The organism is Cryptosporangium sp. NPDC051539 (assembly GCF_044454545.1).
In the GTDB taxonomy this organism is placed as follows: domain Bacteria; phylum Actinomycetota; class Actinomycetes; order Mycobacteriales; family Cryptosporangiaceae; genus Cryptosporangium.
The window spans coordinates 398,374-411,446 of record NZ_JBITDV010000003.1 but is presented as its reverse complement, the minus strand read 5'-3'; the positions used below and the strand labels follow the sequence as shown (position 1 = coordinate 411,446).

At 71.4% G+C, this 13,073-nt stretch carries 13 protein-coding genes; 9 read left to right on the top strand and 4 right to left on the bottom strand.

The window, feature by feature from the left end:
• Positions 1-12: 12 nt before the first annotated feature.
• The 3 genes from ACIBZJ_RS12165 to ACIBZJ_RS12155 are packed head-to-tail and all read right to left on the bottom strand — an operon-like array spanning position 13 to position 2,413.
• Positions 13-1,014: a 2Fe-2S iron-sulfur cluster-binding protein gene (locus ACIBZJ_RS12165; RefSeq protein ID WP_395928501.1), complete on the bottom strand. Its 1,002-nt coding sequence runs from the start codon at positions 1,012-1,014 to the stop codon at positions 13-15.
• Positions 1,011-1,271: a hypothetical protein gene (locus tag ACIBZJ_RS12160; RefSeq protein ID WP_395928499.1), complete on the bottom strand. Its 261-nt coding sequence runs from the start codon at positions 1,269-1,271 to the stop codon at positions 1,011-1,013. Before ACIBZJ_RS12160 ends, ACIBZJ_RS12165 begins: the two co-directional genes overlap by 4 nt.
• Entirely contained in the window at positions 1,268-2,413 is a 1,146-nt protein-coding gene (locus ACIBZJ_RS12155) for a Rieske 2Fe-2S domain-containing protein (RefSeq protein ID WP_395928497.1), read from the bottom strand. The genes ACIBZJ_RS12160 and ACIBZJ_RS12155 overlap by 4 nt, the downstream gene beginning before the upstream one ends.
• A 97-nt stretch (positions 2,414-2,510) precedes the next feature.
• On the opposite strand from ACIBZJ_RS12155, the gene hsaA reads away from it, so the two are divergent.
• From hsaA to ACIBZJ_RS12120, 7 genes are read left to right on the top strand one after another with little or no spacing between them, the layout of a single operon-like run.
• Positions 2,511-3,704, top strand: a complete 1,194-nt coding sequence (hsaA, locus tag ACIBZJ_RS12150; RefSeq protein ID WP_395928495.1) for a 3-hydroxy-9,10-secoandrosta-1,3,5(10)-triene-9,17-dione monooxygenase oxygenase subunit — start codon at positions 2,511-2,513, stop codon at positions 3,702-3,704.
• A gap of 3 nt (positions 3,705-3,707) precedes the next feature.
• Positions 3,708-4,586: a 4,5:9,10-diseco-3-hydroxy-5,9,17-trioxoandrosta-1(10),2-diene-4-oate hydrolase gene (gene hsaD / locus ACIBZJ_RS12145; protein WP_395928493.1), complete on the top strand. Its 879-nt coding sequence runs from the start codon at positions 3,708-3,710 to the stop codon at positions 4,584-4,586.
• The gene (gene hsaC / locus ACIBZJ_RS12140) at positions 4,583-5,482 is read left to right on the top strand and encodes an iron-dependent extradiol dioxygenase HsaC (protein WP_395928490.1); all 900 of its coding nucleotides are present in this window, start codon (positions 4,583-4,585) and stop codon (positions 5,480-5,482) included. Before hsaD ends, hsaC begins: the two co-directional genes overlap by 4 nt.
• Positions 5,463-5,993: a 3-hydroxy-9,10-secoandrosta-1,3,5(10)-triene-9,17-dione monooxygenase reductase subunit gene (gene hsaB / locus ACIBZJ_RS12135; protein ID WP_395928488.1), complete on the top strand. Its 531-nt coding sequence runs from the start codon at positions 5,463-5,465 to the stop codon at positions 5,991-5,993. The genes hsaC and hsaB overlap by 20 nt, the downstream gene beginning before the upstream one ends.
• A gap of 19 nt (positions 5,994-6,012) precedes the next feature.
• Positions 6,013-6,753 (top strand): ATP-binding cassette domain-containing protein, encoded by a 741-nt coding sequence (locus tag ACIBZJ_RS12130; RefSeq protein ID WP_395928486.1) that lies wholly within the window; start codon positions 6,013-6,015, stop codon positions 6,751-6,753.
• Complete coding sequence (locus ACIBZJ_RS12125; protein ID WP_395928484.1) at positions 6,750-7,460, top strand: hypothetical protein; 711 nt, start codon at positions 6,750-6,752, stop codon at positions 7,458-7,460. Before ACIBZJ_RS12130 ends, ACIBZJ_RS12125 begins: the two co-directional genes overlap by 4 nt.
• A 39-nt stretch (positions 7,461-7,499) precedes the next feature.
• Positions 7,500-9,500 carry a hypothetical protein gene (locus ACIBZJ_RS12120; RefSeq protein ID WP_395928483.1) on the top strand — a complete coding sequence of 667 codons (2,001 nt, stop codon included), beginning with the start codon at positions 7,500-7,502 and terminating at the stop codon, positions 9,498-9,500.
• On the opposite strand, the gene ACIBZJ_RS12115 is transcribed toward ACIBZJ_RS12120, so the two are convergent.
• Positions 9,487-10,617, bottom strand: a complete 1,131-nt coding sequence (locus ACIBZJ_RS12115; protein WP_395928481.1) for a steroid 3-ketoacyl-CoA thiolase — start codon at positions 10,615-10,617, stop codon at positions 9,487-9,489. The two genes, ACIBZJ_RS12120 and ACIBZJ_RS12115, sit on opposite strands and share 14 nt — an antisense overlap.
• An 85-nt stretch (positions 10,618-10,702) precedes the next feature.
• Between ACIBZJ_RS12115 and ACIBZJ_RS12110 the strand changes: the two genes are divergently transcribed.
• Positions 10,703-11,932, top strand: a complete 1,230-nt coding sequence (locus tag ACIBZJ_RS12110; RefSeq protein WP_395928479.1) for a cytochrome P450 — start codon at positions 10,703-10,705, stop codon at positions 11,930-11,932.
• Positions 11,933-11,987: 55 nt separating this feature from the next.
• Positions 11,988-13,043 (top strand): LLM class F420-dependent oxidoreductase, encoded by a 1,056-nt coding sequence (locus ACIBZJ_RS12105; protein ID WP_395928477.1) that lies wholly within the window; start codon positions 11,988-11,990, stop codon positions 13,041-13,043.
• Positions 13,044-13,073: the final 30 nt, after the last annotated feature.

Below are 13,073 nucleotides of genomic sequence, written 5' to 3'. Positions count from 1 at the left end.
ACGGGGCGTCCCTCAGTCGTACGACACCCGGAACGGCCCCGCCTTCGGCAGCGACTGGCACGCCAGCACGTAGCCCTCCGACAGATCGGTCGCGTCCAGGACCTCGTTGTTCACCATCTCGACCTCGCCGTCCTCCAGACGGCACGTGCAGGCACCGCAGCGCCCCTCGCGGCACGACGACGGCGCCGACAGGCCGTGCTCGACCAGCACGTCGAGCATCCGACGCTCGGGCGGCCACACCAGCGAGTGCGTCGTCCCGTCGATCTGGACGTCGAGCGGAAAACCGTCGGCGACCGACGGGGGAGCCGACGCGACCGAGGCGAACGGGTCCTCCGACAGCGACTGGAACCGCTCGACGTGCACGCGCGCCACTTCCGACGACCGCAGCGCCTCCTCGACCGCGGCCATGAACGGCGCCGGCCCGCACAGGAACGCCTCCACCGAGGGCCCGGTGAACGGCGAGAGCAGCGGCCCGATACCGGCCACTGACGGCAGCCCGCTCACCGACTCCAGCCAGTGCACCACCCGCAGCCGGTCCGGGTATTCCGCGGCCAGTGCGCGCAGCACCCCGGCGAAGATCACCGACCGCTCGTCCCGGTTCGCGTAGAACAACGTCACCCGGCCGGTCCCGGCGGTCAGCACCGTGCGCAGGATCCCCAGCACCGGCGTGATGCCGCTCCCGGCGGCCACCAGCAAGAACTCACCGTCCAACGACCGCGGCGAGAACCGGCCGGCCGGCGGCAACACCTCGAGCAGGTCACCTTCCGAGACCGACGAGCACATCCACACCGACCCGAACCCGTCGACGGTCCGCTTCACGGTGATCGTCAGCGGCGAGCCGGGCGCGTTGCACAGCGAATAGCACCGGGCCACCGACGCCGCCCGCACGGTCAGGAACTGCCCCGGCTCGTGCGCGAACACGTCGGCCAGCTCCGGTGGGACGTCCAGCACGAACGAGCGCGCGTCCGCGGTCTCCGGGATCACCGAAGCGACCCGCAGCGAGTACGACGTCACGAACGCTCCGGCGGAAGCTCGCCCCGGTTCGCCGCGGCACCGATGGCGCCCATCAGCGCCGCGCACCGCACCACCGGGGCCCCGTGGGCGTCCCGGTCGAGCAGCGACGGGCAGGCCGCCGACGCCGGCCACTGGATCGACGTCTGCTGCTCCGACGACCGCCTCACCAGCACGGTCGTCGTGCAGGCGGCGCACGCCACCGGCCGGAACCCGCTGTGCAGTTGCTCCTCGCGGTGAGTGTCGAGCACGCGCGTCATGACTCCCCGGCGGAACGGGCCAGGTTCTCCGCCACCTCGGCCTCCCACGTCTCGACCGCCCGCGTGGTGTCGACCTCGAACTCGAACCGGGCCACCATGTCGCCGGTGACGTCGGCGGCGTCGACGTAGAACTGCTCGTACCAGCGGCGCAGCTGGTAGACCGGCCCGTCCTCCTCGCAGAGCAGCGGGTTGTCCATCGCCGACTTGTTCCGCCAGATCTCGACGTCCTGGAGGAAACCGACACCGTAGCTCTTCGTGAGCTTCCGGGCGATCTTGTTCGACGTCACCTCGTCCACGCCGGGGATGTTCTTGACCATCAGGCCCCACTGCAGCCGGAACGATGTCGGCGAGACCGGGTAGTGGCAGTTGATGAGGATCGTGTCGAGCGTGAAGCCGTTGGCCATCTCGTTCTTCAGGTAGTCGATCATGTACGACGGCCCGTAGTACGACGCCTCGGACTTGAGCAGGTCGCCGGGGTCGCTCCCGGCGCCGAGACCGGTGTCGGCCCGCGCCCGCGAGTGCAGGTACTGGCTCGCGATGTGGCCCTCGAACACGTTCTTGAAGAACACCGGGAACGCGTGGTGGACGTAGAAGAAGTGCGCCATGTCGACGACGTTGTCGATGATCTCCCGGCAGTTGGCCCCCTCGACCAGGATCGAATCCCAGGTCCAGGCGCTCCACTGGGCCCGCTCGGACGCGGGGAGAATCGCGGGGATGTCGACCCCCGGCGGCGGGGGATTGCCCTCCGGGTCGTGGTAGACGAACAGCTGCTCGTTGCGCTCGAGCGTCAGCCAGGTGCGTGTGCGCGCTCGCGGCGGCACCCGGCGGGCATAGGGAATGCTGACGCACCGGCCGTTGCCGCCCCAGCGCCAGTCGTGGAACGGGCAGGCCACCTCGTCGCCCTTGATCGTGCCCTGGGTGAGGTCGCCGCCCATGTGCCGGCAGTACCCGTCGAGGACGTGCAACGCCCCCGCGCTGTCGGCGAAGACGACGAGCTTGGTGCCGAACACGTGCACCGCGTGCGGTGCGCCGTCGCGGAACGTCTCCGCCAACCCCAGGCAGTGCCATCCCCGTGCGTAGCGTGCGGGCGGCTTCCCGGTGTCGATCGTCCGGACGTCACCGTCGGAGCTCGTCAGCGTCATGCCGAACCTCCCGGTCTGTCGGGCCTTAGTGTAGAACACGTTATAGTTTAGAACCTGTTCTAGACTAGGCCGCACCCGACGGACGGAGAACGCAGCGATGGTCCAACCGACCGAGCAGAGCAGCGTCGGCGAGAAGGTGCTGGACGCGGTCCGCGACATCCTGCCCGCGCTGAACGAGCGTGCCTCGGAGGCGGAGACGCAGCGCCGGGTACCGGCCGAGTCGATCCAGGCGATGCAGGAGAGCGGCGTACTGCGCCTGCTGCAGCCGGCCCGCTACGGCGGTCACGAGACGCACCCGCTGTACTTCTACCGCGCGGTCCGCCTGATCGCGAGCGCCTGCGGGTCGACCGGCTGGGTCGCGTCCGTGCTCGGCGTCCACCCCTGGCACGTCGGGCTCTTCGCCGACGAGGCGCAGCGCGAGGTCTGGGCCGAAGACCTCGACACCCGGATCTCGAGCTCGTACGCCCCGCAGGGCCGGGCCACCGCGGTCGACGGCGGCTACCGCTTCACCGGCCGCTGGAGCTTCTCCTCCGGTTCCGACCACGCCACCTGGGTGCTGGTCGGAGGACTGGTGATGGGCGCCGACGGCGCCCCGACCGACTTCCGTACGTTCCTGGTTCCCCGCGCCGACTACGTGGTGGACGACGTCTGGCACACCGTCGGCCTGAGCGGCACCGGCAGCAACGACGTGGTGATCGAGAACGCGTTCGTGCCCGAGCACCGCACGCTGTCGTTCCGGAGCACGATGAAGGTCAAGTGCCCGGGCCAGGAGGTCAACGACGGGCCGCTGTTCCGGATGCCGTACGGCACGATCCACCCGTTCGCGATCACCGCGCCACTGATCGGCATGGCCGACGGCGCCTACGAGGCCTACGTCGGCTACACCCGTAACCGCGTCCGGGCCTCGTACCTGGGGGAGAAAGCCAAGGACGACCCGTTCGCGCAGGTCCGGGTCGCGAAGGCCGCGGCCGCGATCGACGCCGCCTGGCTCCAGCTCGAGCGCGACGTCAACGAGGAGTACGCGCTGGCCGTCAGCAAGACCCGGATCCCGGTCGACGTCCGGTTGCGGGCCCGGCGTGACCAGGTGCTCGGCAGCGCGGCGGCGATCGAGGCCACCGACAGCCTGTTCGAGAGTGCGGGCGGCAAGGCGATCAACACGGTCGCGCCGATCCAGCGGTACTGGCGCGATGCCCACGCGGCACGGGTGCACGCCGCCAACGACGTCGAGAAGGCACTGCTGATGTACGGGCGGGTCGAGCTGGGGCTCCCGGTCACCGACGGGATGTTCTGAACGATGGCCAGCCCCACTGAGCTCCCGGCGTCCCCCACGTTCGAGAACACCAGCCACACGGTGACGGTCGCCTCCGGGCTGGAGGTGCATTACCACGACGCCGGTGAGGCCGGAGACCGGCCGCCGGTCGTGCTGCTGCACGGCGGCGGGCCGGGCGCGACCGCCTGGAGCAACTTCGGGCGCAACCTCGCGGTCCTGTGCCGGTCGGCACGGGTCCTCGCCGTCGACATGCCTGGTTTCGGACGCTCGGCGAAACTCGCCGAGCATCCTCAGTACTTCACGTTCGCCGCTTCCGTACTGACCGAGCTGCTGGACGCCCTCGGGCTGGACGAAGTCGACCTGGTGGGCAACTCGCTCGGCGGCGGGGTCTCGACCAGGTTCGCGCTCGACCATCCCGGGCGGGCGCGGCGGCTCGTGCTGATGGCGCCGGGCGGCCTCGGGCTCAACGTGTTCTCGGCCGACCCGACCGCGGGCGTGCAGCGGCTCGGTGCGTTCGGCGCGCCGCCGGGGCCGACACCGGAGAAGCTCAAGGCGTTCCTGCGCACGCTGGTGTTCGACCAGAAGCTGATCACCGACGAGCTGGTCGCCGAGCGGTTCGCGGTGGCGAGCGACCCGGCGTCGCTGGCCGCGATGACCGCGCTGGGCATGTCGTTCTTCCGGCACCCCGAGGAGGGGCAGCTCTGGCGCGACGCCCACCGGGTCACCCAGCCGACGCTGATGATCTGGGGCCGCGAGGACCGGGTCAATCCGCTGGACGGCGCGCTGGTGGCACTCAAGCAGCTGCCGGACGTCCAACTGCATGTCTTCAGCCGGTGCGGTCACTGGGTGCAGGTGGAAAAGTTCGACGAATTCAACCGGCTGACGGAGGCGTTCCTAGAATGATCAAGTCGCTCGGGTACCTGCGGATCGAGTGCACGGACCTGGAGGCCTGGCGGACGTACGGCCTGAAGGTGCTGGGCATGGTCGAGGGGCGCGACGCGCCCGACGGTGAGTTGCACCTCCGGATGGACGACTTCCCGGCCCGGCTGGTGATCGTGGCCGGCGAGGCCGATCGGCTGGTGGTGACCGGGTGGGAGACCGCGAACGAGGAGGGCCTGCGGGAGATCGAGGCCCGGCTCGACGCGGCCGGGGTGCCGTGGAAGTCGGGCACGCCCGAGCAGATGGCATCGCGGAAGGTGACCGGGCTGATCCTGTTCGAGGATCCCTCCGGGAACATCCAGGAGGTCTTCAGCGGGGTCGCACTACAGCACCGGCGGGTGGTTTCGCCGTACGGGCACCGGTTCGTCACCGGTGAGCAGGGCCTCGGCCACGTCGTACTGTCCACCCGCGACGACGCCGAGGCGCTGCACTTCTACCGGGACGTGCTGGGCTTCAAGCTGCGCGACTCGATGCGGCTACCCGCGGTGGCGGTCGGCCGCCCCGCCGACGGGCCACCGGCCTGGCTGCGGTTCTTCGGCTGCAACCCGCGGCACCACAGCCTGGCGTTCCTGCCGATGCCGACGCCGTCCGGCATCGTGCACCTGATGGTCGAGGTGGAAGATACCGACGACGTGGGGCTCGCGCTCGACCGGGCCCGGCGGCAGAAGGTACCGATGTCGGCCACGCTCGGGCGGCACGTCAACGACCTGATGCTGTCGTTCTACATGAAGACGCCGGGTGGCTTCGACGTGGAGTTCGGCACCGGCGGGCGCGAGGTGGACGACACGGACTGGGTGGCTCGGGAGAGCACCGCGGTGAGCCTCTGGGGGCACGACTTCAGTGTCGGATTCACGAATTGACCCGGGCACGTTCCGGTCGGTGCTCGGCCAGTTCTGCACCGGTGTGACCGTGGTGACGGCGTGTCTCGGCGGCGAGCCGGCCGGGTTCGCGTGCCAGTCGTTCGCGGCGCTGTCGCTGGACCCGCCACTGGTCGTGTTCTGCCCGGGAGCCTCGTCGCGGACCTGGCCGGTGATCGCGCGGGCCGGGACGTTCTGCGTCAACGTGCTGGCGGCCGACCAGGCCGAGGTGAGCGCGGTGTTCGGCGCCCGGCGCGAAGACAAGTTCGACGTCGTGAAGTGGAGTGCGGCCCCGTCCGGTGCGCCGGTACTCGACGGCGTGCTGGCCTGGGTCGACTGCACTGTGGACGCGGTGTACCCGGGCGGCGATCACCACGTGGTCGTCGGGCGGGTCGACACGTTGCAGGCGCCCGGCGCCGGGCGGGCACCGCTGCTGTTCCACCGGGGCCGGTACACGGCGACGTCCGATCCGGAGCCCTGGTACGGCTGGCCGGAACCCGACGACTGGATCTGACGCCGTACGATCGCTTTCCGTGACCGGTCTGGTGCTGCAGAACGTCTCCGTGCGGTTCGGGCGGCGCGGTCCGTGGGTGCTGTCCGGGGTCAACGGCATGCTTCCCGGGGGCACCGTGACCGCGGTGACCGGCCGTAACGGCGCCGGGAAGACGACGCTGCTGCGTGTGCTGGCCGGGGTGCTGCCCGCGAGCCGGGGCGAGGTCGTCGGCCGGCCGGCGGTGGTGGGCTGGGTCCCGGAACGGTTCCCGGCCGAGCAGGCCTGGACGGTGCGGCAGTACCTGAACACCGCGGGCCGGATCCGGGGTGTCGTGGTCGGCGCCGCGGCGATCGAGGCCTGGGCCGAACGCCTGTACCTGACGCCGTTCCTCGACACCCGGCTCTCCGAGCTCTCCAAGGGCACCGCGCAGAAGGTCGGTCTGGTGCAGGCGCTGCTGGTGCGGCCAGGGCTGCTCGTGCTGGACGAGCCCTGGGAGGGGCTGGACGCGGCCACCCGCTCCGAGTTGCCCGCGCTGGTGCACGAGGTGATCGACGCCGGTGGCGTGTGCGTGGTGTCCGATCACCGCGGTGAGCTCGCCGGGTTGCGTCCGGACGCCGAGTGGCGGATCACCGACGGGCGGCTGACGGTGCTGGCCGTCGCGGCCGAGCCCCAGGTGATCGAGGTCGTGGTGGACGCGGGGGAGGTCGCGGCGGTGGTGGCGTCGTTGCGGGCGGAGGGCCATACGGTGCGATCGGTGCGCCCGGCCGAGGCGGTCGGGTGAGTACGGATGTGGCGTCGCCGGCCCGGCGGGTCGGGCGGCTGGCCTGGAGCCGGGTCAACGGATTCGCGCGGACGCGGCGGGCGCTGGCACCCTGGATCGCGTTGTTCGCATTGCTGGCGATCCTCCACGCGGGCGGCGCCGCACCGAGCATCGAGGCGTACGGCACGTCGGCGCTGGTGCTGCTGCCGGTGTTCGCCTGGCAGGTGAAACTAGTGCTGGACGCGGAGCCCGACGGGCAACGGCTGCTGGCCGGTGTGGCGGTCGGCGGGCTGTTCCGCGAGGTGCTGGCCGGGCTGCTGGCCGCGCTCACCCCGGCCGTGCTGACGATCGTCGTCGCGCTGGCGTTGCCACAGGTCATCGGCGCGATCAAGAACCCCGGGTCGGTCGTGGGCCTGGTGTTCGGGCTGTGGATCCACGGGCTGAGCGCGCTCGTCGGGCTGGCGATCGGGGCCTGGGCGTCCCGGGCGACCGCGCCCGACCTCGGCCGGGCTACGCTGACGCTGGTCGTCGGCGTCGTGCTGGTGCTGGCACTGGGGTCGGGTTCGGTGGATCCGCTCGGCTGGCTGGTGCCCCGGCTGACCGCGACGGTCCGGGCCGCGAACGACGGCTCGGTCCTCGGCGTGGTGCTGCTGAGCGTCCATGCGCTGGCGTGGATCGCGCTGGTGCTGGCGGGGTACGTGCGCACCCGGCTGACGGTCCGTCCATAACCCGGATTCACCGGTGTCTGACCAGCCATAATCGGCACCGTGCACTTCGGACGCGGGTGGGTGGGCCGCGCGGTCCTGCTGGTGGGGGCAGGCGTCGGCTCCGGGTTTTCGCTCTGGTTGTTCCGGCGGTCGGGGCTGACCGGGCTCGACCAGGTGGCGAACGTCGTCGGCGCGGCGCTGAGTGCGGCCGCGTTGCTCGTCGCGCTGCGTTCCGACCGCCGCCGAGCGGACCCCGAGGTCACCGTCGTACCCGGGGACGACCTGGCGCGTTCGGTCGCGGACCTGTGGACGCGGGAGATCGACGACCGGCTGCTCGACACGCCCGAAGCGATCCCGGTGGAGCTCGCGCTGGTCGGGCAGCCGGTGAGCGACCACTGGCGGAACATCCGGTCCGACGGGCTGGACGAACCACCCGACGTCTTCCCCGACCGGGACGCGACCGAGGCCGTCCGGACGTTCCTCGAGGGCCCGGACGTGCGGGGACGGCTGGTGATCCTCGGTGAGCCGGGGTCGGGCAAGACCGCGCTGCTGATCCGCGTCGCGGTCCGGATGCTGCGCGAACGGGCGCGGGGTGGCCCGATCGCGGTGGTGCTGCGCCTGACCTCGTGGACGCCCGCCGACGAGAGCTTCGACGAGTGGACGCTCCGGATGCTGCGCGAGGACTACGGCTGGATCCCGCGCGGCGCCGCCGGCCTGCCCGCGGAGGGTCTGATCTACTTGCTCGACGCACTCGACGAGATGCCGGACCAGGACCGCGCCGAGGCCGTGACCGTGATCAACCACTCGCACGCCCGGATCGTCGTCACCAGCCGGATGGACGAGTACCTCGAGACGTTCGCGGACGGCCGCCGGGGCGTGCTGGCGAGCGCGCTGGTGCTGAGCATCCCGGCGCTGGCCGGCGGCGTCGTCGAGAAGCATCTCGCGCGGGCGCTGCCGCCGGGTCGCGCGGCCGACTGGTCGGCCGCGCTGGAGGAGAACCCGGGCATCGCGCTGGCACTCGACCGTCCGCTCTGGATCTCGCTGGCCCGGGACGCGTACTCGAGCCTGAACTCCGACGCCAGCCCGCTCGAACTCGTGCCGGTCACCGAGCCCGACGGCATGCGGCTGCTCCTGCTCGACCGCTTCGTGGACGTCACCTACCGCAGCGGATCGGGCCGGGACGGGGCACGGCGGTGGTTACGCCGCCTGGCCCGGAAACTCGTCCGCGACGACGCCCACGACATCGCCTGGTGGGGCTTCGCCGACCTGTGCCCGTCGGCGTTCTTCGGCCTGGTGGCGGCGGCGGTGTTCGCCGGCCTCGCCGGGCTGCTGCAGGCGCAGACCGGTGCGGCGGTCCCGAGCTTCCTGGTCGCCGCGGTCGGCGTCGGGACGATCTTCGTGGTGACCGCGCACGGCTTCAATCCCGGGCCCGCGGGCCCGAAGGTGCAGATCAAATGGCAGTCCCCCGACTCGGCCGGCACCCGGATCCGGCGCGCGCTCTCGGTGGCCGGCCGGAGCCGGCGTCCGGTCCGGCTGGCCCAGTTGCTCGGGTACGCCACCGTCTCGGTGGCGGTCTGCTGGGCCTACGCGGACGCTCCGCTGGCCGGCCTGTTCCCGCCGTCGGTGGGTGTGGTGCTGACCGGCGTGGCGGCCGAGTTCACCACGTTCTGGGATTCGGACGCGAAGATCCGGGACACGACGCCCCGGCGGACGCTGGTCGAGGGACGCCAGGCGGCGTTCACCCGCGTCACGGTCGTCGGCATCGCGATCGCGGGCCTGATCTCGGCGGTACTGCTCGGGTACCTGCCGGCGTCGCGCGTCCTGCCGGTGGCGGTCGAGATCTGTCTGGCGACGGTGCTGATCGGCCTGCTGCAGGTCGCCTGGGGCCGGTACCAGCTGGCGCGGGTGTGGCTGGTGGTCACCGGCCGGCTGCCGTTCCGGATCATGGAGTTCCTCGAGGACGCCCACCGGCGCAGCGTCCTGCGCCGCGCCGGTGGCGTCTACCAGTTCCGGCACGCGTTGCTGCGCGACCGGATGGCCGGGGCCGTCACACGCGGGTGAGGATCGTCGCGGTGGCCAGTGCACCGCCGGCGCACATGGTGACCAGGGCGGTTTCGGCGTCCCGGCGTTCGAGCTCGTGCAGTGCGGTCGTCAGCAGGCGGGCGCCGGTGGAGCCGACCGGGTGGCCCAGGGCGATCGCTCCGCCGTTGACGTTCACCCGGTCGACGTCGGGCGAGTGGACGGACATCCACGACAGGGGTACCGACGCGAAGGCCTCGTTCACCTCGAACACGTCGATGTCGCCAATCTTCATACCGGCGTTGGCCAGCACTTTCGCGGTGGCCTGCACCGGGCCGTCGAGGTGGTAGAACGTCTCGGCGCCGACCAGGCACTGGGCGACGATGCGGGCCCGGGGGGTCAGGCCCCGGTCGGCCGCCGCGGACGCGTCCATCAGCAGCAGTGCGGCCGCGCCGTCGGAGATCTGCGACGACGTGCCCGCGGTGTGCACCCCACCGTCGAGCACCGGCTTGAGCGCGCCGAGCCCCTCCAGCGTGGTCGCCCGCAGGCCCTCGTCGCGACGGACGACCGTGCCGTCGGGCAGTTCCACCGGCACGACCTCGCGGTCGAACCGGCCGTCGGCCCAGGCCGCGGCCGCGAGCGTCTGCGACCGGACGCCGAACGCGTCGGTGTCGTCCCTGGTCAGACCACGGCGGGTCGCGATGCGCTCGGCGGCGCCGTACTGGTTCGGCAGGTCGATGTTCCACGTCGACGGTTTCGGCGTGTGGCCCTCGGAGACGTTGCTGCCCAGCGGCTGCCGGGTCATGCCCTCCACCCCGCACCCGATGCCCGCGGTGATCACGTCCGCGGCGATCAGCGCGGCGATCAGGTGCGTCGCCTGCTGGGCCGAGCCGCACTGCGCGTCGATCGTCGTGCAGCCGGCCTGCTCCGGCAGCCCGGCGTGCAGCCAGGCCACCCGGGTGACGTTGCCGGCCTGCTCGCCGGCCTGGGTGACGCATCCACCGATCACCTGCTCGACGTCGGCGGCCGGCACGCCCGCCCGCTCGACGGCGGCCCGCTGGGCGACCCCGAGCAGTTCGGCCGGGTAGAGGCCGGACAGTTGCCCGCGACGACGCCCGATCGGCGTCCGCACGGCCGAGACGATGACCGGACTTCCCATGCGCACTCCTCGAGTTCGGGTGTACCGTCCCGTAATTAGAACAGGTTCCATTTGTCTCTGGCCACCCGTCTCGGAGGTCGCCGCAATGACTGCACCCGACATCCCCGTCGGCATCGATTACACCGACCCCGACACCTACGCGGACGGCGTCCCGCTGGACGACTTCGCGGAGCTGCGCCGGGTGGCGCCGGTCTGGTGGAACTCGACGGAATTCCACGCGGCGGGCTTCGACGACGACGGGTACTGGGTGGTCACCCGCCACGCCGACATCGTCGACATCTCGCGCAACCCGTCGGTGTTCTCCAGCACCACGAACACCGCGATCGTCCGGTTCGGCCCGGACATGACGCGCGACGCCATCGACATGCAGTCGTTGATCCTGCTGAACATGGACCCGCCCAAGCACACCGCGCAGCGCTCGATCGTGTCCCGGATGTTCACGCCGCGGGCGGTGAACAGCCTGCGCGACGAGCTGACCCGGCGGGCCAGGCAGATCGTCGACGAGGCCGTCGAGAAGGGCGACGGCGACTTCGTCAGCGACGTGGCGGTCGAACTGCCGTTGCAGGCGATCGCCAGCCTGCTCGGCGTCCCCCAGGAAGACCGGCACAAGGTCTTCGAGTGGTCGAACCAGATGATCGGGTCCGACGACGACGAGCTCGCGACGGAGGCGTCCAACCTGGCGTCGGCCAACATGCTCGGGTACGCGATGGGGATGGCCGAGGAACGGCGGAAGTGCCCGGCCGACGACCTGGTGACGACGCTGCTCAACGCCCAGGAGGGCGAGAGCGGCCTCTCCGACGACGAGTTCGGGTTCTTCGTCCTCATTCTGGCCGTGGCCGGGAACGAGACGACGCGCAACGCGATCACCCACGGGATGAACGCGTTCCTCGATCACCCCGATCAGTGGGAGCTGTACAAGCAGCAACGGCCGAAGACCGCACCGGACGAGATCGTGCGGTGGGCGACGCCGATCATCGCGTTCCAGCGCACCGCGACGCAGGACACCGAGCTCGGTGGCCAGGCGATCAAGGCGGGTCAGCGGGTCGTGATGTTCTACAGTTCGGCGAACCAGGACACGGCGGTGTTCCAGGAGCCGGAGAAGTTCGACATCCTGCGCAGCCCGAATCCGCATCTCGGGTTCGGGGGCAGCGGCACGCACTACTGCATCGGCGCGAACCTGGCTCGACTGGAGATCGACCTGATCTTCAACGCGATCGCCGACGCGATGCCCGACATCCAGAAAGTCGGCGAACCCGCCCGCCTGCGCTCGGGCTGGATCAACGGAATCAAGCACCTGCCCGTCCGCTACGCGTAAGTGGGCTCCAGGTCAGAACCAAAGGCGCTGCCGCGCGCTGCACGGGAGGTTCAGCATGCAACTCGGGCTTCAACTCGGGTATTGGGGGGCGGGGCCGCCGGCTGATGCGCCGGAGCTGGTGGCGGCGGCTGAGGCGGTGGGGTTCGACGCGGTGTTCACGGCGGAGGCGTGGGGGTCGGACGCGTTCACGCCGTTGGCGTGGTGGGGTGCGGCGACGCAGCGGCTCCGGCTGGGCACGTCGGTCGTGCAGCTCTCGGCCCGGACCCCGGCCGCGTGCGCGATGCACGCGCTCACGCTCGACCACCTCTCCGGCGGCCGCTTCCTGCTCGGCCTGGGCGTGTCGGGCCCGCAGGTCGTCGAGGGCTGGTACGGCCGGCCGTTCGGCAAGCCGCTGGCCCGCACCCGCGAGTACGTGCAAATCGTCCGCGACATCCTGGCCCGCGAAGCCCCGGTCACCAACGACGGCCCGCACTACCCGCTGCCCTACACCGGCCCCGGCGCGCTCGGCCTCGGCAAGCCGCTCCGCCCGATCACCCACCCGCTCCGCGCCGACCTGCCGATCATGCTCGGCGCGGAGGGCCCGAAGAACGTGGCGCTCACCGCCGAGATCGCCGACGGGTGGCTGCCGATCTTCTACTCGCCCCGCCTGGCCCCGCTCTACGACGAGTGGCTCGCCGAGGGCTTCGCCCGCCCCGGCGCCCGCCGCCGGAAGGACGACTTCGAGATCATCTCGACCTGCCAGGTGACGGTCACCGACGACCGCCGGTCGGCTCTCGACGCCCAGAAACCCGTGCTCGCGCATTACATCGGGGGCATGGGCGCGCCCGGGATGAACTTCCACGCCGACCTGATCGCGCGGGCCGGCTTCGAGGAGGCCGTCGCCGAGATCACGGCGCTCTTCCAGGCCGGAAAGCGCGCCGAGGCCGTCGCCGCGGTGCCGGACGAGCTCGTCGACGAGCTGTCGATCGTCGGTGACGCCGAGCACGTCCGCGCCGGGATCGCCCGCCGCGAGGCGGCCGGCGTCACGATGCTGCTCGTCGGCTGCCGCACGGTGGCCGAGGTCCGTGCTCTCGGTTCCCTGGTCGAGGCCGACGTGGGGGCAGCGCGGTAGCGGGGGAGTGCGACGCTGGTCCCGGGAGGG